The sequence below is a fragment of the Stenotrophomonas maltophilia group sp. LNF247 genome (assembly GCF_054083135.1).
Genome location: NZ_JBSRQL010000013.1, coordinates 101,349 through 120,243, shown reverse-complemented (window position 1 = coordinate 120,243; position 18,895 = coordinate 101,349). Strand labels below are relative to the sequence as shown.

Below are 18,895 nucleotides of genomic sequence, written 5' to 3'. Positions count from 1 at the left end.
TGACAGCGCCGCGAAACGTCGGATGCTGCGTTGCATCAAAAAAGGACCGGATCCGGTTAGAATCGCGGATGGATGCTGCAAGGCGTTGTTTCTTCACGCCCTTTCCCTGCCCCACGCGCATCCTGACCCCTTCCCCTCCGCCAACGATCCCGCCCCCATGAAGAAATTTGGCAAGGCTCTTCTCGCCCTGCTCGTGCTGCTGTTGCTGGCCGCCGCGCTGTTCCTGTACTGGCCGCTGACCCAGCGCTCGGTGCCCGCCGCCAGCAACGACAAGCCCGTCGATGTTGTGCTGGTCGGCGCCGGCATCATGAGCATCACCCTGGCCACCTACCTGCAGGAACTGCAGCCGGACTGGAACATCCAGGTCTACGAACGCCTCGATGGCGTCGCCGGTGAAAGCTCCGATGGCTGGAACAACGCCGGCACCGGCCATTCGGCCTTCGCCGAACTGAACTACACCCCGGAGCTGCCCGATGGCAGCATCGAGACCAAGCGCGCGGTCGGCATCGCCGAGTCGTTCGAAGTCTCGCGCCAGTTCTGGTCGCACCAGGTGAAGGAAGGCCGGCTGAACCAGCCCAGCGACTTCATCAACCCGACGCCGCACATGAGCTTCGTCTGGGGCGATGACAACATCGCCTACCTGCACAAGCGCCAGCAGGCCCTGGTCAAGAATCCGCTGTTCTACGGCATGCAGTACTCCGAGGATCCGGCGCAGATCAAACAGTGGGCCCCGCTGCTGATGGAAGGCCGTGACCCGAAGCAGAAAGTTGCCGCGACCTGGATGCCGCTGGGCACCGACGTCAATTTCGGCGTGATCACCCGCCAGCTGACCGCCGGCCTGCAGCGCAGCCCGAACTTCAGCCTGCACCTGAACCATGAAGTGACCGCGCTGCGGCAGAACGCCGACAAGAGCTGGAACGTGACGGTGAAGGATCTCAAGGCCGGCACCGAGACCACCACCCACGCCCGGTTCGTGTTCATCGGCGCCGGTGGCGCCGCGCTCAAGCTGCTGCAGATGTCCGGCATTCCGGAATCGAAGGACTATGCCGGCTTCCCGGTCGGTGGCCAGTTCCTCGCCTTCCAGGGCCAGGACGTGACCTCGCGCCATGGGGTGAAGGCCTACGGCATGGCCGAGACCGGTTCGCCGCCGATGTCGGTGCCGCACCTGGATGCACGCAAGCTGGACGGCAAGCCGGTGGTCCTGTTCGGGCCGTTCGCGCTGTACAGCACCAAGTTCCTCAAGCACGGCTCGTGGTGGGACCTGTATTCCTCGGTCACCCACAACAACGTCGGCCCGATGCTGGAAGTGGGCAAGGACAACCTGGACCTGGTGCAGTACCTGATGGGCCAGGCACGCCTGAACGATGCCGACCGCCAGGCCGAGCTGGTCAAGTACTTCCCCAGTGCCAAGCCGGGTGACTGGAAGCTGATCACCGCCGGCCAGCGCGTGCAGATCATCAAGCGCGATCCGCTGAAGGGCGCGGTGCTGCAGTTCGGTACCGAGATCGTGACCGACAAGGACCACACCATTGCGGCCCTGCTCGGCGCCTCGCCGGGTGCATCGACCTCGCCGCCGATCATGCTGGACCTGATGGCCAAGGCCTTCCCGGAGCAGATGAAGGCCGGCTGGGAAACCCGCCTGCGCGAGATCGTGCCGTCGTATGGGCGCAAGCTCAACGACAGCCCGGCGCTGGTCAACGAGATCCGTACGCTGACCAGCCAGACCCTGCACCTGCCGTATCTGGAGGTGCCGGTGAATGCGAACGCGGCATCGCCCGCTGCGGCCACGGTGCCTGCGCAGGCCAAGGAAAAGCGCAACGCCAATGAGGAACTGCAGGCGCTGTAAGCCCGCACGTTCCTTTCGATGCAGACGGACGGCCACCTTCGGGTGGCCGTTCGCTTTTGGGCGGCTCCCTGCTGTGGAGCCGAGCCCAAGCTCGGCTCCAGCAAAAAGCAGCCGAGCATGGGCTCGGCTCTACAGAAGGCGATGCCTGGTGCCGGAAAGCCGATGCACGATGACACGAATTGTAATGTTGTTAAGAATTATTTACATTTGCGCCCTGCACAGTGACCGCGCCCTCCCAGATGGACCTGATGTGCCCGAAGCCGCCGCCCCGGGTACTGGACGACTGTCGCCACCCTTCCCGCTTCCAAGCCTCGAGCCCACCATGTCCTTGACCCTGCGTAACCGCCTGCCCCGCCGCGCGCTGCTGCCGGCTGCCCTGCTTTCGTCGTTGACCCTGCTGGCGGCGCCCAGCGCGTTTGCTGTCGCCGACGGCTCAGCCGATGCCAAGACCCTGGACCGGGTCAGCGTGCGAGCCGAGCAGTCCGCTCCGCCGGCCAGCACCACGCGCCTGCCGATCACCCTGCAGGAAACCCCGCAGTCGGCCACTGCGATCAGCCTGCAGCGCCTGCAGGACGAATCGCTGTTCAGCATCAATGACGTGATGCGCAACGTGACCGGCGTCAGCGTGTCCTTCTATGACACGCAGCGCCCGCTGTACTACGCGCGCGGCTTCGCCATCACCGACTTCCAGGTCGACGGCATCCCCACTTACAGCGGGTCCACCAACCAGGAATACGACACCGCCTTCTACGACCGCATCGAAGTGATCCGCGGTGCCAACGGCCTGCTCAGTGGTGCGGGTGTGCCGTCGGCCACGGTCAATCTGCTGCGCAAGCGTCCGGGCAGGGAATTCGATGCCTCGTTCGCGGTCAGCACGGGCAGCTGGGACTATCGCCGCATGGAAGCGGACGTGACCGCGCCGCTGACCGATGACGGCCGCTTCCGCAGCCGCGTGGTCGCCGCCTATACCGATCGTGGCCTGTACTACGACCGCTACGACGAGAACAAGATGGCCGGCATGGCGGTGCTTGAAGGCGATGTCAGCGACAGCACCACGCTCACCCTCGGCTACCAGACCCAGGACAACAACCCGACCGGTTCGACCTGGGGCACCGTGCCGTTCTTCGACAGCCAGGGCAATTTCGCGCACCTGCCGCGCTCGACCAACCTGTCGCCGAAATGGAGCTACTGGAAGCGCGAGAGCAACACCGCCTTCGCCAACCTGGAACAGCGTTTCGGCGACAACTGGCTGTTGAAGATCAACACGGCCTACACCCGCGGCAACGTGCAGAACGTGCGCCTGTACGGCACCGGCAACCCGGACCCGGTGACCGGATCGGGCATCTACCTGCGTGCCGCCGCCGGTGATTCGAAAGACACCCGACGCAATGTCGATGCTTACCTGACCGGCAGCTTCCCGCTGTTCGGCCGCGACCACGACCTCACGGTCGGCGCCCAGTGGTCGGATCTGGAAGGGACCACGAACACCGTCGCGCTGAACTTCCCGGGCGACTGGGCCACCTGCGGGCGTGAGCGCTGCTACTACATCCCCAATGTGTACTCCTGGAACGGCGACATTTCCGAGGTGACCTACACCCGCACCGGCGCACGCCGTGTAGCGAAGACCACGCAGAGCGGCGTCTATCTGGCTACCCGCGTGCACCTGGCCGATCCGCTGTCGCTGATCGCCGGTGCACGCCTGAGCCGGTGGGAAACGCTCAGCCGCTCGTACAACGCTGCCGGCGCCTATACCGGCACCAGCGGTGCGTACAAGGTGAGCGATGAAGTCACTCCGTACGTGGGCCTGGTCTACGAGATCACCCCGAACGTGTCGGCCTATGCCAGCTACACCGAGATCTTCAATCCACAGAACTACAAGGACCGCAACGAGAACCTGCTGGCGCCGGTACAGGGCTCCAACCTGGAAGCGGGCATCAAGACGCAGTGGTTCGATGGCCGCCTGACCGCCAATGCGGCGGTGTTCGAGGCCAAGCAGGACAACTACGCGGTGCGCGACATGGGCGTGCCGGAGGGTTCGCTCAGCGATGGCACCTCGGCCTACATCGGCGTCAACGGCACCAAGGCGCGCGGCTGGGAGATGGACGTCAACGGCGAGATCCTGCCGGGCTGGACGGTCAATGCCGGCTACACCCACGTCAAGGTCACCCGCGCGGCCACTGACCTGCTGTACGCCAACCCGCCGAAGGATCTGTTGCAGCTCAACACCCAACTGCAGCTGCGCGGCGCACTGGAACGCCTGAGCGTTGGCGGCGGCCTGCAGTGGCAGAGCAAGGTGCAGGGCTACAACATTGCCTACCCGCTGGGCGGCACGGTCACCGTGAACCAGCCGGCCTACATGCTGGTGCAGTTCAACGCCAACTACCGCATCAGCGACAACTGGACGGCGACGCTGAGCGTGCGCAACGCGCTGGACAAGAGCTACTGGGCGAACCTGGACTACAACAACTACGGCGAGCCGCGCTTCGTGTCGGCCAGCCTGCGCTGGAAGTTCTGAGCAACCCGCGAACCGGTGGGTGCCTGGTGGGTGCCGACCGTTGGTCGGCACGCCCTCTCCGCCACGACCCACCGTCGTGGCCTACCTGAATGGGCCCGCCTCCGCGCGGGCCTTTTTTGCTGCACTGCGGGTTGCACTCCGCTCCGTAATTATGTCGTAATTATTTCAACGCCAGTCGGAAGCCCGTCGATGAACCCGAGTTGGGATACGTTGGAGCGCAGCCGCCAGGCGCGCCTGGAGCGGGCCGCGCCGTGGGCGCGCGGCCACCAGGTCGCCGCCGGGGACGTGGGTGAACTGCTGCACGCGCTGCTGGAGCCCGGCGACAAGGTCTGCCTGGAAGGCAACAACCAGAAGCAGGCCGACTTCCTGGCACAGGTGCTGGCCGGCCTCGATCCGGCACGAGTGCACGACCTGCACATGGTGCAATCGGTGCTGTCACTGCCCTCGCATCTGGATGTGTTCGAGCGCGGCATCGCTTCCCGGCTCGACTTCTCCTTCTCCGGCCCCCAGTCGGTGCGGCTGGCCAACCTGGTCGCCGAGGGCCGCATCCAGATCGGTGCCATCCACACCTACCTGGAACTGTTCGGCCGCTACTTCATCGACCTGACCCCACGGGTGGCGCTGGTCACCGCGCAGGCCGCCGACCGCCACGGCAACCTCTACACTGGCCCGAACACCGAAGACACGCCGGTGATCGTCGAAGCCACTGCGTTCCGGGGCGGGATTGTCATCGCCCAGGTCAACGAGATCGTCGACAGCCTCCCCCGCGTCGATATTCCTGCGGACTGGGTCAACTTCGTGGTGCAGGCGCCGAAGCCGAACCATATCGAGCCGCTCTTCACCCGCGACCCGGCGCAGATTTCCGAGATCCAGGTGCTGATGGCAATGATGGCCATCAAGGGCATCTACGCCGCGTACGGCGTGAATCGTTTGAATCACGGCATCGGCTTCGATACCGCCGCCATCGAACTGCTGCTCCCCACCTATGCCGAATCGCTCGGGCTGAAGGGAAAGATCTGCCAGCACTGGGCACTGAACCCGCACCCGGCACTGATTCCGGCGATCGAATCGGGCTTCGTAAAGTCGGTGCATTCGTTCGGTTCGGAACTGGGCATGGAGAAATACATTGCCGCGCGCGGCGATGTGTTTTTCACCGGAGCCGACGGCTCGATGCGTTCCAACCGCGCGTTCTCGCAGACCGCAGGCCTGTATGCCTGCGACATGTTCATCGGTTCCACCCTGCAGATCGACCTGCAGGGCAACAGTTCCACTGCCACCCGCGACCGCATCGCCGGCTTCGGTGGCGCACCGAACATGGGCTCGGACGCACGTGGCCGCCGCCACGCCAGCGAGGCCTGGATCAAGGCCGGCCAGCAGGCCGCACGCCCGGGCGAGATGCCACGCGGGCGCAAGCTGGTGGTGCAGATGGTGGAAACCTTCCGCGAGCACATGGCCCCGGCCTTCGTCGAGCGCCTCGATGCCTGGGACCTGGCCGAGCGCGCACAGATGCCTTTGCCGCCGGTGATGATCTACGGCGATGACGTCAGCCATGTGCTGACCGAGGAAGGCATCGCCAACCTGCTGCTGTGCCGCACGCCGGAGGAACGCGAACAGGCGATCCGCGGCGTATCCGGCTACACCGCCGTCGGTCTTGGCCGCGACCGCGCGATGGTGGAGAACCTGCGCGACCGTGGCGTGATCCGTCGCCCGGACGACCTGGGTATTTCGCCCCGCGACGCCAGCCGCGATCTGCTGGCCGCACGCTCGGTGAAGGACCTGGTGCGCTGGTCCGGTGGCCTCTACGACCCGCCCAAGCGCTTCCGCAACTGGTAAGGACAGAGCATGGAAACCCTCGACTATCGATTCGACGGCCGCACCGCCGTGCAGTTCCCGCGCGATGCGGTGCTGGTGGGCGTGCTGGCGTCGGGCAACCTGGAAATCCTGCTGGAACCGGTGGCGCAGCAGGGCGCGATGACGGTGCGCGTCATCACCGCCGCGCAGGGCTTCGGCAGCATCTGGCAGGCGGTGATCAACGACTTCGCAAAGCGTCATCCGCTGCGCGATGTGCGCGTCTCGATCAACGACGCCGGTGCGACCCCGGCCGTGGTCAGCCTGCGCCTCGACCAGGCCGTCGAAACCCTGCTGGCCGGAGGCACGCCATGAGCCACGTACAGCGCCACAGCTACTACGAAGCCGATGCGCGCGAACGCATCGCCGGGCTGGTTGACGCCGGCTCGTTCCGCGAGTTCCTTGGCCCGGCGCGGCGGATGATGAGCCCGCACCTGGCCCAGCTGGACCAGCCGGCCGCGTTCGACGATGGCATCGTCGTCGGCGAGGCCACGCTGCGCGGCAAGCACGTACTGCTGGCCGCGCAGCAGGGGCAGTTCATGGGCGGTGGCGTGGGCGAAGTGCATGGCGCCAAGCTGACCGGACTGCTGCGCCGTGCGGCGCACACCCGCCCTGACGGCGTGCTGCTGCTGCTCGATACCGGCGGCGTGCGGCTTCACGAAGCCAATGCGGGCCTGATTGCGATCTCCGAAATCATGCGCGCCACCCTGGACGCGCGTGCAGCGGGCGTGCCGGTCATCGCGCTGATCGGCAGCGGCAACGGTGCGTTCGGCGGCATGGGCATCGTCGCCCGCTGCTGCACCACGGTGATCATGTCCGAGGAAGGCCGGCTGTCGTTGTCCGGACCGGAAGTGATCGAGACGGTACGCGGCGTCGAAGAGTTCGACTCGCGCGACCGTGCACTGGTCTGGCGCGTGACCGGCGGCAAGCACCGCTATCTGATCGACCAGGCACAGGTGCTGGTACCCGACGCCATCGAAGCCTTCGCGCAGGCCGCAAGCAATGCGCTGCAACCCGATGCCACCAGCACGGATACCGATGCTGCGCTGGCCGCGCTGCAGGAACGCCATGCGGCGTTGAAAGCCCGAATGCAGGCCTGGGGCGACTGCCGCGATGGGCTGGAAATCTGGGCCCGCCAAGGCATCGCCGAACCCGAACGACTGCCGTTGCTGGACACCGACGCCTTCCTTGCCGCCACCGCCGCCCGGAGGCTGTCATGAGCGCACCGCTGCAGTCTCTGCTCGATGCCTTGTTCCCGCGTGGCCATCGTATCGACATCCAGGATTCGGTGCTGACCGGTACCGCCACCACCGACGATGGCGAGGTGACCGTGATCGGCACCACCGATCGCATCGAGGTTGGCGTCGACCATGCATTGGCGCTGGCCGGGACCGTGCTTGCCAGCACCGCCGCACACCCGCAGCGGTCGATCGTGATGCTGGCGGACACTGCCGGCCAGCGCCTGGCGCGGCGCGATGAGCTGCTGGGCATCAACGGCTACTTCGCGCATCTCGCGCAGGCCCTCGATCTGGCCCGCCGCCGTGGCGCGCGTCTGGTCACCCTGGTCTACGGCGAATCGGTGAGCGGCGGATTCCTGTCCTTCGGCCTGATGGCCGACCACATCCATGCCCTGCCCGATGCACAGGTACGGGTGATGGACCTGCGCGCGATGGCCCGGGTAACCAAGCAACCGCTGGAGAAGCTGCAGGCACTCAGCCAGAGCTCGCCGGTGTTCGCGCCGGGCGTGGCCAACTACGTGGCGATGGGTGCGGTGGAATCGCTGTGGGATGGCGATCTTGCCCAGCACCTGCTGCGGGCCCTGCGCACACCCAGCGACGGCGATGCACGCGCGGCGCTGGCTGCACAGCGCGGCGGTCGTGCACTGGCGGCGGATGTTGCAGATGCGGTGGCCCGCAGCGATGCCTGATCAGCCCGCACGCCACATGCTGGTCTGGCTGTCGGCCCACGCCGACTGGCGGGCCGACGTGGCTGCGCAGGAACCGCGCCTGGCAGCGTGGTTCGCGCAGGGTCTGCCAGCCATGGTGGCGCGCCGCGCCGCGGATGACCCCGACCCGCGCCTGCGCTTGGGCGTGCCGCTGCCACCGGGCGAAGGCAAGCTGCGCCTTGCGCTGCGCGTGCCGCAGCAGGATGTGCAGCGCCTGCAATTGCCGCCCGCACTGGACGCGGTACTCACCCGGGGCGTGCCAACCGACTGGCAGAGGGCCCTGCACGCACTGGCGAGCGTTGCACCGGCACGCGTGTTCGGCGCCTTCGCCTGGCAGCACCTCAGCGGCCTGCCCTATGTGCACGCATGCTCGGACATCGACCTGCTGTGGCAGGTTGAGAGCCGTACGCAGGCCGATGCGCTTGCCGCACGCCTGAGCGCCTGGGAGCACGCGCATGCCCGCCGGGTCGATGGTGAACTGTGCCTGCCTGATGGCGGCGCGGTGAACTGGCGCGAGTTTGCCGGTGACAGCCGCCAGGTGCTGGTGAAGCGCCTGGAGGGTGCTGCACTGGACGTCCGCGAGCGCCTGTTCGAGACTGCCGGAGCGGCGGCGTGAGCGCGGTCTTCCAGTCCCGGCTGCAGGATGCAAACGCGATCGACAGCGCGCGTCTGGGCCGCTTGGCCATCACCAGCCTGCATGCCGAACTGGCCTGCGCGCCCAAGCCAGGGCTGGTCACCCCCTTCGATACCGGCAGCCATGACGACATGGACGCCGGTACGTTCCTGCGCAGCCTGTTCTCGCTGCGCCACTTCTTCACCGCGATTGCCGACGCCGGTGCCGCTGACGCGCCGTTCGCCATCCTGCGCGCGCACGGTATCGCCGCCGAGCACGCGATGCTGCGCGCCACTGGCGGTATCAATACCCACCGCGGTGCCATCTTCAGCCTGGGCCTGCTGGTCGCCGCTGCCGCACGCTGCCGCCGCCAGCAGGGCCACGCCGCGCCCGCTGAGCAGGTGTGCCTGGCCGTACAGCACTGGGCGGATGCGTTCGCCGTGGCGCCGCTGGATGCCTCCAGCCCCGGCCAGCGCGCGCGCCTGCGGCATGGCGTGCCGGGCGTGCGCGAACAGGCCGCCGCCGGTTACCCCATGCTGCGCGAGCTGGCCATACCGACCCTGCGTCATGCCCTGCACAGTGAATTGCCGCGTGATGCAGCGATGTGCCAGACCCTGATGCAGCTGGTCGCGCAGGTGGACGATCTCAACCTGCTGCACCGCGGCGGCGCAGAGGGCCTGGCCTGGGCGCAGCAGCAGGCGCGCCGCTTCATCGAGGCGGGCGGTGCCTTCGCGCCTGGCTGGCAGGCACACCTGCACGACATCGGCGAGGGCTTCGTCGCGCGCCGCCTGAGCCCGGGTGGCAGCGCCGACCTGCTGGCCTGCAGCTGGTTCCTGCTGCTGCAGGAGGGCGCATGAGCCTGGCCCTGCTCTGCCCCGGGCAAGGTGCGCAGCATGCGGCGATGTTCGACCGCGTGCGCGATCTGCAGGCCGCGCGCGACGTACTGGAGACCGCCAGCGCAGTGCTTGGACGCGAAGTGTTCGCGGCGGCCGCTGACGAATCGCGCTTCGGCAATGCACTCGCGCAGCCCCTGCTGTGTGCAGCCAGCCTCGCGCACTGGCAGGGACTTCGCGAAGCAGTGCCAGCACCGGTGCTGGTGGCCGGCTACAGCATCGGTGAACTGGCGGCGCATGTGGTTGCCGGCAGCGTTGATGCGAGCACCTGCCTGAGCCTGGCCGCGCAGCGCGCGCGGCTGATGGATGCCGCCAGCCCTGCCGATGCAGGCATGCAGGCCGTGCTGGGGCTGGAGCGCCATACCCTGCAGCCGCTGTGTGATGCACACGGCGCACATGTGGCCATCGCCAACGGCCGCGATCACTTCATCGTCGGCGGCACGCAGACCGCTCTGCAGGCGCTGGCCGATGACGCTCGCGCGCAGGGTGCGGAGATCCGCCCGCTGCCGGTGCATGTGCCCGCGCATACGCCGCTGCTCCGCTCTGCTGTCGCACCGTTCGCCGCCGCACTCGATGCCTCGGCGCTGCAGGGCCCACGCCTGCCGCTGCTGGCCGGCATCGATGCGCGTCCGGTGCGGGATCGCGCAACGGCGGTCCACACGCTGTCGTTGCAACTGGCGCAGACCATCGAGTGGGCGCAGGTGATGCGCCAGGCCTACGAGCGCGGTGCGCGGGTGTTCCTGCAGCTGGGCCCGGGCAGTGCCTTGGCCCGCATGGTCGCGTCCGATTATCCGTGCTGCGAGGTGCGCGCGGTGGAAGAGTTCCAGAGCCTGGCCGGCGCCGCGGCATGGGTCCGCAGCGCGCTGGAACGGCTTCAGTAACGGGTTCGAGCAGTACGTATCACGCAATACGCCGTACGTCGCCTTACCCCGGGATGGCGGGTCTCCATCCGCGCTGTACGTGAGCCACGTGTCTGGGAGGGCGCATGAGTCCACAAATCGCAACGATCATCGGCCTGGTGATCATGTTCATCGTCGCCACGGCGATGCCGATCAACATGGGTGCCGTCGCCTTCGCGCTGGCCTTCATCATCGGTGGGCTGTGGGTTGACATGGGCGGCAAGGAGGTCCTGGCCGGATTCCCCGGCGATCTGTTCCTGACCCTGGTCGGCATCACCTACCTGTTCGCCATCGCGCAGAAGAACGGCACCATCGACCTGCTGGTGCACTGGGCGGTGAAAGCGGTACGCGGCCATATCGTGGCAATTCCGTGGGTGATGTTCGTGATCACCGCGGTGCTCACCGCGTTCGGTGCGCTGGGCCCGGCGGCGGTCGCGATCATCGGCCCGGTCGCGCTGCGCTTTGCCAAGCAGTACAACATCAACCCGCTGATGATGGGCCTGCTGGTCATCCATGGCGCGCAGGCCGGCGGCTTCTCGCCCATCAGCGTGTACGGCAGCATCACCAACGGCGTGGTGCAGAAAGCCGGGCTGGACGTGACTGAAATGGCGGTGTTCCTGACCAGTCTCGGCTTCAACTTCATGATGGCCACGATCTGCTTCTTCGCCTTCGGCGGCATCGCCCTGCTGCGGCGTGGTTCGGTCACCGCGGCCGGAACGATCGGCAGTGCCGAACTGGCAATGGCCGGTGGCCCGCAGGCATCCTCACGCCAGTTCGCCATCGAAGGCCACGGCGCGCTGGTAGCCGCTGGCGGGGGCACCCTGTCCAATGATCCCGCCGCTCTGGATGCGGTGAACCTGACCCGCGAGCGGCTGTTCACTCTGATCGGCCTGCTGGGCCTGGGTGTTGCTGCGCTGATCTACAACCTCAACGTCGGCCTGGTCTCGATCACCGTGGCGGTGGCGCTGGCGCTGCTGTCGCCGCAGAGCCAGAAGGGCGCGGTCGATGGCATCAGCTGGTCCACCGTGCTGCTGATCTGTGGCGTGGTGACCTACATCGGCGTGCTGGAACATGCCGGCGCGGTGGATTTCATCGGCAACGGCGTGTCCAACATCGGCATCCCGCTGCTCGGTGCGCTGCTGGTCTGCTACGTGGGTGGCATCGTCTCCGCGTTCGCCTCGTCGGCCGCAGTGCTGGGCGCGACCATTCCGCTGGCGGTGCCGTTCCTGATGCAGGGCCATCTCGGCGCGGCCGGCGTGATCTGCGCGCTGGCGGTGTCGTCCACCATCGTCGATGTCAGCCCGTTCTCGACCAATGGCGCGCTGGTCGTCGCCTCGGCCGCCAAGGAAGAACGGGAGACCCTGTTCCGCCGCTTCCTGGTCTACAGCGGTCTGGTGGTGGCGCTGGGGCCGCTGCTGGCGTGGTTGGTGTTCGTGGTGCCCGGCTGGATGTAACCACCCAGCGGTAGTGCCGGCCGCTGGCCGGCAATCTCATGAAGCCATCCAGCGATCACGGGTTGCCGGCCAGCGGCCGGCACTACCTGGCGGTACACTTCCTCCATGGCCATCGCCCCTGCTCCACGGTCCCCGAAGAAGCGCGCGCCTCTGTACGAAGAGGTGGCCGAACACGTGCGCGAGCGCATCTATGACTACCGGTTGCCGCCGGGCGGGTGGATCGACGAGCCCGCGCTGTGCGAAGAACTGGGCATCAGCCGTACGCCCCTGCGCGAGGCGCTGAAGCTGCTGGCCGCCGAAGGCCTGGTGCAGATCGATGCCGGTCGTGGCAGCCGGGTCACCCGGCTGACGCTGGAAGACCTCAACCAGCTGTTCCCGGTGATGGCCATGCTGGAAGGCCGTTGCGCACACGAGGCGGTCAGGCACATCGACGATGCCGGCGTGCAACAACTGGAAGCCCTGCATGCAGCGATGGAAGCGGCGGCGGCCGAGGGCAACATCGCCGAGTACTACCGCAACAACTACCTGATCCACGAAACCGTGCAGCATTACGCCGGCAACCCGTGGCTGATCCGCATCACCCACGACCTGCACCGCATCCTGAAGATGCATCGCGGCCGCCAGCTGCTGACCCCGGGGCGCACCGCGCAATCGCTGGCCGAACACCGCGAGCTGATGGAGTGCTTCCGCCGCCGCGATGCGCAGGCTGCCGAACGCACCATGGAGCGCCATCTGCTCAGCCAGGGCCAGGCCCTGGCCGCCTATGTGGCAGCGGGCGGGCTGTTGAACGTGCCGGCGCCATTGCCGACCGAAGGCGGCGGTTGAGCGGATGAGTTGCCGGCCAGCGGCCGGCACTACCAGGACGTGACCTTGGCCGGCGTCCCGGAACATCTCGTCAATCGCCACCACCGCAGCTGCCGCCGTCACCGCTGCCACCGTCGCTTCCGCAGTCGGAGCTGCTGTAGCTGTGATGGCTGTGGTTGTCACTGGCATAGCCAACGGAGGTGTCATGGCTTCCGCCGCCATCCCCCCGGCTGCCGGAGCCATCGGCCGTGGCCACTGCCAGGCACAGGATGGCGCCGACCAGCGGCAGCAGCCATACCAGCAGCAGCTGCACCGTCCGGCCGCCCGCCGACACCTCTTCGCGCCCCAGCACCACGAAGGTGGCGACGAGGTTCAAGCCCAATACCAGGGCGACCAAGACCAGGGTTACCACCAGCATGGCGCAGCTCCTTGAGCAGGGGGGCATACCTACCGCGACTGATCCATTGGTTGCAGCGCGGCTTTTCCATCGGATTTCCGCTCGAATAAATACTCTGCGAGGCTATCGATAAATGTTGACCAAGCATTTTAGTCAGACCTGCAGGAATTCTACAAACCATCTTGCGCGAGCCGGACATCCTCCGGTTCGCTTAGCAATTCAAGATGTCTGATATAGCTACTGGCCGCTCCTGACCTACTCCTTCTACACCGTTCTATCTCCAGCTACTTCGGCCCATCACGCAGACTTCTGACAATCCTATTCCAGTAGCGCACAGCCTCAAAATGCTGCTCTCTCGTCAACCAGGCTTTGTTCTCAGGGCTGACCGGATCACCACCAACGATAACGGGTCTAAGCTCGAACAGCTCCATGCCTTTAGGGCGTGCGGGCTTATCCAGGCCAATCATTCTCGCTCTGCCAATTGCGCAAATAAATCCGGAAGGTCGGCCGCTACCACGATGGCGTATTGACGATCCATGCCTATAAAAGGAATCATTACTACCGGCATAGCGACATCCCACATGTCGAATCCATACGCTTCTCCCCCTCCGCTGGAGCCGAACAAAAATACACCGGGCGCATCCGTCTCGACTTCATATTCACGATTGAAATCAACCAGCTCTTCCGCCTTCCAAAAAATGATGTAGTTATCGCCAATGAATCCTTCGCCGCCGTCGTGAGTCTTAAGGAATTCAAGGTAGCTCTTAGGGAGTGCCGTTCTCAATTCTTCTGGCAGGCTATCAATGGCCGAAAGTTGAGCTGGACCATTGAGCTGTCCTTCTGTTAGTTGATATTTCATCGCTATTTTCCTCAAACTCTCTGCAATTGTTTCCACCAAGGAGTCACCTCCTGCCAATGAGCCAGGTGCGCTCTTCAAATACGGAAGTGCTGCCGTTCTCTGCATAGTAGGTGTCGGCAATGCAAAGTGGCACTGGCTCATCATCAATGAAGATGGTTCGGAGTCTGGCAGGACAGCTCTCAAACGGTTCGAGTCGATACCCTGCCTTGAAGGCGATGATATGCCCCCACCGGCGCCCTGGTTCGCCCTGCCCGTCATGAAGATGGGACAATGCAGGGCGCGCCGGCCTGCTTCCAGGCCGCCGGCGCCCCCCGCACCACACGGAAGAAGAAGAACAACAACATGCTGAAAGTCATTTTCGATACCGACCCGGGCGTCGACGACGCCCTGGCCCTGCTGTACCTGCACAAGCACGCCCAGATCGATCTGATCGGCGTCACCACCACCTTCGGCAATGCCTCGGTGGACTCAACCACGCACAACGCGCTGTACCTGAAGCAGGCCTGGGGCTTTGCCGCCCCGGTCGCGCGCGGCGCCGGTGGCCCGCTGCAGCCGGAAGCCACCCCCGAAGCCTGGCCGGTCCACATCCATGGCCACAACGGCCTGGGCAACCACCCGGTGCCGGCCGAACTGGACGTGGCCGCCGACACGCGCCCCGCCCACCAGCTGATCATCGACCTGGTCCGCGCCCATCCGGGCGAAGTGACCCTGGTCGCGGTCGGCCGCATGACCAACCTCGCGCTGGCCCTGCAGCAGGCGCCGGATATCGCCGGCCTGGTACGCGGCGTGTTGATCATGGGTGGCGCCTTCCACGTCAACGGCAACATCACCCCGGCTGCGGAGGCCAATATCTGGGGCGATGCCGAAGCGGCCGACGTGGTGTTCACCGCCAGCTGGCCGGTGACCGCGATCGGCCTGGACGTCACCACCCGCGTGGAAATGGACCGTGACGGCCTGGACACGCTGGCCGCCATCGGCGGCGCCGACGCCGAGCTGGTCCGTGCGCTGTCGCAGGATTACGTGGACTTCTACCTGCAGGCCGGCCACAAGGGCATGGTCGTGCACGACTGCTGCGCCTGCATCGCGCTGACCCGCCCGGAGCTGTTCCAGTTCGAGCGCGCCAGCGTGCGCGTGGCCACCGACGGCGTTGCCCGCGGCATGACCATTCCCAAGCCGGAAGGCCTGGCCTTCGGCCCGAGCGTGTGGGACGGCCACGTGGTGCAGTCGATTGCCATCGGCGTGGATGCGGCCGCGGTGCTGGCCGACATCGAGCAGACCCTGAAGGTCTGACCCGCTAGCGCCTGGCCCTGCCCGGGACCGTCTCGGGCAGGGTCCACAGCACCGGCAGCACCAGCACCGCCACCAGCGCGATCATCGCGCCTGGCGCTGCTGCCCAGCCGCTGCGTTCCACCCACCATTGCGCCAGCCACGGCGTCGCACCGCCGAACACCGCCGTGGCCATGGTTACGCCCAGCGCCAGACCGCTGACCCGGCCTTCGCCGGGAAACTGCTCGGCCGTGGCCGGTGCCGCCACCGCGCTTACGCCGCCGGCCACGCAGGCCAGCAGCACCGCAGCCAACGCGATACCCAGCGGCGGCGCCTGTGCCATCCACGCGAACAGGGACAGCGGCAGCAGCGCCGCCAGCACGGTCAGGCCCAACAACATCGGCCGTCGTCCGACCCGGTCGGACAACGCGCCACACAACGGTGTGATGGCGATGACCGCGACCGCCGCGATCGTCGAGAGCCACAGGGCATCGCCCTCATCGTGGCCGCGCGCATGCAGGAACGCCGGTACATAGGTGATGCCCACGTAGTAGGTGATCGAGCCCAAGGCGGAGATCGCAAAGGTGCGCGCCACCGCCAGCGGGTGGTGGCGCAGCACGTGCCGAAGTGGCGTGGCCGGGATGCTGCCCTCGCGCCGCTGGCGCTCGAACTCCGGCGACTCGTGCATGCCCGAACGCGCAACCAGGATCACCAGCGCGAGCGCAGCCCCAACGAAGAACGGAATCCGCCAGCCCCAGCTGTCCAGCTGCGGTGTGGGCAGCAGCGCGACGGTAAGTGCAGAGATCGCTACCGCCAGCAGGGCGCCCACTTCGCTGGCGGCCGAGGCCAGCGAGGTCACCAGGCCACGTCGTCGCGCCGGTGCGCTTTCCAGCAGGTACGCCACCACCCCGGTGTACTCACCGCCCACCGAAAACGCCATCACGCAGCGCAGGATCAGCAGCAGCACGCCGGCCGTCGTACCGGCCGTGGCCGCTGTCGGCAGCAGTGCAGTGGCCAGCATCGCCGCTGCCATCAACGCCATCGAAGCCAGCAGCATCCAGCGCCGGCCCAGGCGGTCGCCCAGGTGGCCGAAGCACAGCGCGCCCAGCGGACGCATCAGGTAGGACACCGCGAAGCCAGCCAAGGTCACCAGCAACGCCTGCTCGCCACCGCCGAAGAACACCCGCGACAGCACCGTGGCGAAGTACAGGTACAGGGTGAAGTCGTACCACTCCACCACCGTGGACAGGCCCGCCACCCACATCGAGCGCTGCCGCGCCGCAGTCATTGCGTGTTCGCCTTCAACAGCCTCGGTCCCGGTTGGGCAGGTTCCGCGCAGCGTGGCATGGACGGGGTGAAATGCCGGTCATCGGCTGTCGACTGCGTGCATGCACTGGGTTTGATGACCGGTGAAGCGCTCACCGCCAGGGCCGAAGCAGAAGCATCCTTGCTGGAACACAAGGCCGGGCAACTCAGCCCGGCAGCTGCAGTTCCGCCCGCAGCCCGCCACCCTCGCGGTTGTGCAACCTCAGCGAACCACCCAGCGACTGCGCCAGCTGCACCGCGATGGCCAGTCCCAGACCGGTCCCTCCGGTATCGCGGTTGCGCGAGCTCTCCAGCCGGTGGAACGGTACCAGCACTGCCTGCAGCTGGTCCTCGGGAATGCCGGGGCCACGGTCGGAAATGCTGATCCACACCCTTCCGGCCGTATCGCGGCCCGCCTCGATCTCGGCGGCGCCGGCGTAGCGCAATGCGTTGTCGACCAGATTGCCGACCACGCGGCGCAGCGGCTGCGGCCAGGTCTGCACGACCAGTCCAGCGGGCGCACCGCCAGTGACCGGCTTGCCCATGTCCTCGTAGTCGCCGACCACACTGGCGAGGAACGCGCCCAGGTCCATCGACACCGGCGCGCCAGCGGCAACGTGGCTGCTGCGCGCATAGGCCACGCCCTCACGCACCAGCTGCCCAAGGTGATCGAGGTCGGCCAGCAGGCGCTGCTGGGTGCTGTCTTCAGGCAGGGTCTCCACCCGAAGCTTCATGCGCGTGATGGGGGTCTGCAGGTCATGCGAGATCGCGGCCAGGATCTGCAGGCGTTCACTGACATGGCCACGAATGCGTGCCTGCAGGGCATTGAGTGCGGCTGCTGCGCCGCCTACTTCCGCAGGGCCATCTTCAGGCAGTGCAGGCCCGTCCTTGCCCGGCTGCAGATGCTCCACCGCATGCGACAACTGCTGCAGCGGGCGCATGGCCAGACGCACCGCCAGCCACGCGCACACCAGCAGCAGCGCCAGCTGCAGCAGCAGCACGGCGGGCAGCCAACGTGCCAGCGGCAGGCCCGACGGGGTGACTTCAATGGTCAAGGGCGTGCCGTCGTGCAGGCGCAGTTCCACCTCGAACCGCTCCGGCAGGCGAGCCACCTGGCGCGCCTGCAACGGATAGCGGTGCTGCAGGCTGTCGTCGATGATCGCCGTGACCTGGCGTGCACGATCGGTCTGCAGCCCTGGTCCGGCCGCGGCCGGGCGCAGCAGATAGCGGTAGGTGCGCCGCTCCAGCCGGGGCACCCAGGCCTCACGCTGCTCCGCAGGCAAATGTTCCAGCAGCGCGACGCTCACTGCCACATCCTCGTCGAGGTTGCGCAGCATCATGCTGCGGGTGGACTGGTAGCGTTCGAAGAACAGCAAGCCGAAGGACAGTGCGTGGGCCAGGGACAGTCCGCCCAGCAGCACCAGCAGCAGACGCGCCGACAGCGTGCGCGGCCAGCGTGGACGACGTGCGGCGGTGTTCATTCGTCCGGCCCCAGCAATTGCACCGGCAGGCTGAACACATACCCTTCGCTGCGCACGGTCTTGATGTAGGTCGGCTCGCGCGCGTCATCACCCAGGCGCTGGCGCACGCGGCTGACCAGCAGGTCGATCGAGCGATCAAACAGTTCGGCATCACGGCCCTGGGTGAGGCTGAGCAGCTGGTCGCGGCTGAGCACCCGATTGGCGTGATCGAGGAACACGCGCAACAGGCGGAACTCGGCGCCGCTGAGCGGATACGCGGTGCCCTGTGCATCCAGCAGGTGGCGGGCGGTGGTATCCAGGCGCCACTCGCCGAAGGCCAACTGGCGGCCGGCTTCGCTTACCTGCAGGTTCGGCGGCAGCATCTGCGTGCGACGGATCACCGCATTGATGCGTGCCAGTAGCTCGCGCGAAGAAAAGGGCTTGGTCACGTAGTCGTCGGCGCCCATTTCAAGGCCGATGATGCGGTCGGTCTCGTCGTCGCGCGCGGTCAGCAGTACCACCGGTACCGCCCGATGCTTGCCGGCGCGCAGGTTGCGGCACAGGCTCAGTCCGTCCTCGCCCGGCATCATCACGTCCAGCACCACCAGATCCACGGCATGGGTATCCATCAGCGCCCGCATGGCCCGGCCACCGTCGGCCTGGCTCACGCGCAGGCCGTTGCGCTGGAGGTAGTCGGCCAGCATCTGGCGGATCTCGCTGTCATCGTCGACGACCAGGATGTGCGGTACATGGTTCATTGCGTTCTCGATGAAGACGGAGGTCAGGGCCGC

General features: G+C 66.7%; 17 protein-coding genes. 12 read left to right on the top strand and 5 right to left on the bottom strand.

From position 1 onward, the window contains the following. Positions 1 to 157: 157 nt before the first annotated feature. The 11 genes from mqo (at position 158) to ACTXG9_RS13915 (ending at position 12,838) form a co-directional block, all read left to right on the top strand. Positions 158 to 1,846: a malate dehydrogenase (quinone) gene (mqo, locus tag ACTXG9_RS13965; protein ID WP_456115744.1), complete on the top strand. Its 1,689-nt coding sequence runs from the start codon at positions 158 to 160 to the stop codon at positions 1,844 to 1,846. A gap of 322 nt (positions 1,847 to 2,168) precedes the next feature. Then, a complete protein-coding gene (locus ACTXG9_RS13960; RefSeq protein WP_206621299.1) occupies positions 2,169 to 4,361 on the top strand; it encodes a TonB-dependent siderophore receptor in 2,193 nt (730 codons plus the stop codon). Between the two features lie 189 nt (positions 4,362 to 4,550). Further along, entirely contained in the window at positions 4,551 to 6,194 is a 1,644-nt protein-coding gene (gene mdcA, locus ACTXG9_RS13955) for a malonate decarboxylase subunit alpha (protein WP_021203095.1), read from the top strand. A 9-nt stretch (positions 6,195 to 6,203) separates the two neighbouring features. After that, the gene (mdcC, locus tag ACTXG9_RS13950) at positions 6,204 to 6,524 is read left to right on the top strand and encodes a malonate decarboxylase acyl carrier protein (protein ID WP_021203094.1); all 321 of its coding nucleotides are present in this window, start codon (positions 6,204 to 6,206) and stop codon (positions 6,522 to 6,524) included. Next, the gene (locus ACTXG9_RS13945) at positions 6,521 to 7,429 is read left to right on the top strand and encodes a biotin-independent malonate decarboxylase subunit beta (RefSeq protein ID WP_021203093.1); all 909 of its coding nucleotides are present in this window, start codon (positions 6,521 to 6,523) and stop codon (positions 7,427 to 7,429) included. Before mdcC ends, ACTXG9_RS13945 begins: the two co-directional genes overlap by 4 nt. Next, positions 7,426 to 8,136 (top strand): biotin-independent malonate decarboxylase subunit gamma, encoded by a 711-nt coding sequence (mdcE, locus tag ACTXG9_RS13940; protein WP_021203092.1) that lies wholly within the window; start codon positions 7,426 to 7,428, stop codon positions 8,134 to 8,136. The genes ACTXG9_RS13945 and mdcE overlap by 4 nt, the downstream gene beginning before the upstream one ends. Beyond that, entirely contained in the window at positions 8,129 to 8,770 is a 642-nt protein-coding gene (gene mdcG, locus ACTXG9_RS13935) for a malonate decarboxylase holo-[acyl-carrier-protein] synthase (RefSeq protein ID WP_021203091.1), read from the top strand. Before mdcE ends, mdcG begins: the two co-directional genes overlap by 8 nt. Continuing rightward, the gene (mdcB, locus tag ACTXG9_RS13930; RefSeq protein ID WP_188250128.1) at positions 8,767 to 9,624 is read left to right on the top strand and encodes a triphosphoribosyl-dephospho-CoA synthase MdcB; all 858 of its coding nucleotides are present in this window, start codon (positions 8,767 to 8,769) and stop codon (positions 9,622 to 9,624) included. Before mdcG ends, mdcB begins: the two co-directional genes overlap by 4 nt. Then, complete coding sequence (mdcH, locus tag ACTXG9_RS13925) at positions 9,621 to 10,541, top strand: malonate decarboxylase subunit epsilon (protein ID WP_456115743.1); 921 nt, start codon at positions 9,621 to 9,623, stop codon at positions 10,539 to 10,541. Before mdcB ends, mdcH begins: the two co-directional genes overlap by 4 nt. Before the next feature lie 104 nt (positions 10,542 to 10,645). Then, positions 10,646 to 12,013 (top strand): SLC13 family permease, encoded by a 1,368-nt coding sequence (locus ACTXG9_RS13920; RefSeq protein WP_111101831.1) that lies wholly within the window; start codon positions 10,646 to 10,648, stop codon positions 12,011 to 12,013. 105 nt (positions 12,014 to 12,118) lie between these two features. Continuing rightward, entirely contained in the window at positions 12,119 to 12,838 is a 720-nt protein-coding gene (locus tag ACTXG9_RS13915) for a GntR family transcriptional regulator (protein ID WP_021203087.1), read from the top strand. A 70-nt stretch (positions 12,839 to 12,908) separates the two neighbouring features. Here ACTXG9_RS13915 and ACTXG9_RS13910 read toward each other — a convergent pair whose 3' ends face one another. Beyond that, the gene (locus ACTXG9_RS13910; RefSeq protein ID WP_134970911.1) at positions 12,909 to 13,235 is read right to left on the bottom strand and encodes a hypothetical protein; all 327 of its coding nucleotides are present in this window, start codon (positions 13,233 to 13,235) and stop codon (positions 12,909 to 12,911) included. Positions 13,236 to 13,677: 442 nt separating this feature from the next. Continuing rightward, on the bottom strand, positions 13,678 to 14,109 hold the full coding sequence (locus ACTXG9_RS13905; protein ID WP_288040830.1) for an SMI1/KNR4 family protein: 432 nt from the start codon (positions 14,107 to 14,109) through the stop codon (positions 13,678 to 13,680). A 306-nt stretch (positions 14,110 to 14,415) separates the two neighbouring features. Between ACTXG9_RS13905 and ACTXG9_RS13900 the strand changes: the two genes are divergently transcribed. After that, positions 14,416 to 15,363 carry a nucleoside hydrolase gene (locus ACTXG9_RS13900; RefSeq protein WP_288040827.1) on the top strand — a complete coding sequence of 316 codons (948 nt, stop codon included), beginning with the start codon at positions 14,416 to 14,418 and terminating at the stop codon, positions 15,361 to 15,363. Between the two features lie 4 nt (positions 15,364 to 15,367). Here the strand turns inward: ACTXG9_RS13900 and ACTXG9_RS13895 are convergent, their stop codons facing one another. The 3 genes from ACTXG9_RS13895 to ACTXG9_RS13885 form a co-directional block, all read right to left on the bottom strand. Continuing rightward, positions 15,368 to 16,627, bottom strand: coding sequence for an MFS transporter (locus ACTXG9_RS13895; RefSeq protein ID WP_021203084.1), 1,260 nt, complete (start codon positions 16,625 to 16,627; stop codon positions 15,368 to 15,370). A 184-nt stretch (positions 16,628 to 16,811) separates the two neighbouring features. Next, positions 16,812 to 18,125, bottom strand: coding sequence for a sensor histidine kinase (locus ACTXG9_RS13890; RefSeq protein WP_111101834.1), 1,314 nt, complete (start codon positions 18,123 to 18,125; stop codon positions 16,812 to 16,814). Then, positions 18,122 to 18,862, bottom strand: a complete 741-nt coding sequence (locus ACTXG9_RS13885; protein WP_019659345.1) for a response regulator — start codon at positions 18,860 to 18,862, stop codon at positions 18,122 to 18,124. Before ACTXG9_RS13885 ends, ACTXG9_RS13890 begins: the two co-directional genes overlap by 4 nt. Positions 18,863 to 18,895 lie beyond the last annotated feature (33 nt).

Excerpts from the sequence above, each read along its gene's own strand:
- mdcA (WP_021203095.1), top strand. The coding sequence starts at position 4,551 with ATGAACCCGAGTTGGGATACGTTGGAGCGCAGCCGCCAGGCGCGCCTG.
- ACTXG9_RS13920 (WP_111101831.1), top strand. The coding sequence starts at position 10,646 with ATGAGTCCACAAATCGCAACGATCATCGGCCTGGTGATCATGTTCATC.
- mdcE (WP_021203092.1), top strand. The coding sequence starts at position 7,426 with ATGAGCGCACCGCTGCAGTCTCTGCTCGATGCCTTGTTCCCGCGTGGC.
- ACTXG9_RS13945 (WP_021203093.1), top strand. The coding sequence starts at position 6,521 with ATGAGCCACGTACAGCGCCACAGCTACTACGAAGCCGATGCGCGCGAA.
- mdcH (WP_456115743.1), top strand. The coding sequence starts at position 9,621 with ATGAGCCTGGCCCTGCTCTGCCCCGGGCAAGGTGCGCAGCATGCGGCG.
- ACTXG9_RS13900 (WP_288040827.1), top strand. The coding sequence starts at position 14,416 with ATGCTGAAAGTCATTTTCGATACCGACCCGGGCGTCGACGACGCCCTG.
- ACTXG9_RS13915 (WP_021203087.1), top strand. The coding sequence starts at position 12,119 with ATGGCCATCGCCCCTGCTCCACGGTCCCCGAAGAAGCGCGCGCCTCTG.
- ACTXG9_RS13890 (WP_111101834.1), bottom strand. The coding sequence starts at position 18,125 with ATGAACACCGCCGCACGTCGTCCACGCTGGCCGCGCACGCTGTCGGCG.
- ACTXG9_RS13885 (WP_019659345.1), bottom strand. The coding sequence starts at position 18,862 with ATGAACCATGTACCGCACATCCTGGTCGTCGACGATGACAGCGAGATC.
- mdcG (WP_021203091.1), top strand. The coding sequence starts at position 8,129 with ATGCCTGATCAGCCCGCACGCCACATGCTGGTCTGGCTGTCGGCCCAC.
- mqo (WP_456115744.1), top strand. The coding sequence starts at position 158 with ATGAAGAAATTTGGCAAGGCTCTTCTCGCCCTGCTCGTGCTGCTGTTG.
- ACTXG9_RS13960 (WP_206621299.1), top strand. The coding sequence starts at position 2,169 with ATGTCCTTGACCCTGCGTAACCGCCTGCCCCGCCGCGCGCTGCTGCCG.
- ACTXG9_RS13895 (WP_021203084.1), bottom strand. The coding sequence starts at position 16,627 with ATGACTGCGGCGCGGCAGCGCTCGATGTGGGTGGCGGGCCTGTCCACG.
- mdcC (WP_021203094.1), top strand. The coding sequence starts at position 6,204 with ATGGAAACCCTCGACTATCGATTCGACGGCCGCACCGCCGTGCAGTTC.
- ACTXG9_RS13910 (WP_134970911.1), bottom strand. The coding sequence starts at position 13,235 with ATGCTGGTGGTAACCCTGGTCTTGGTCGCCCTGGTATTGGGCTTGAAC.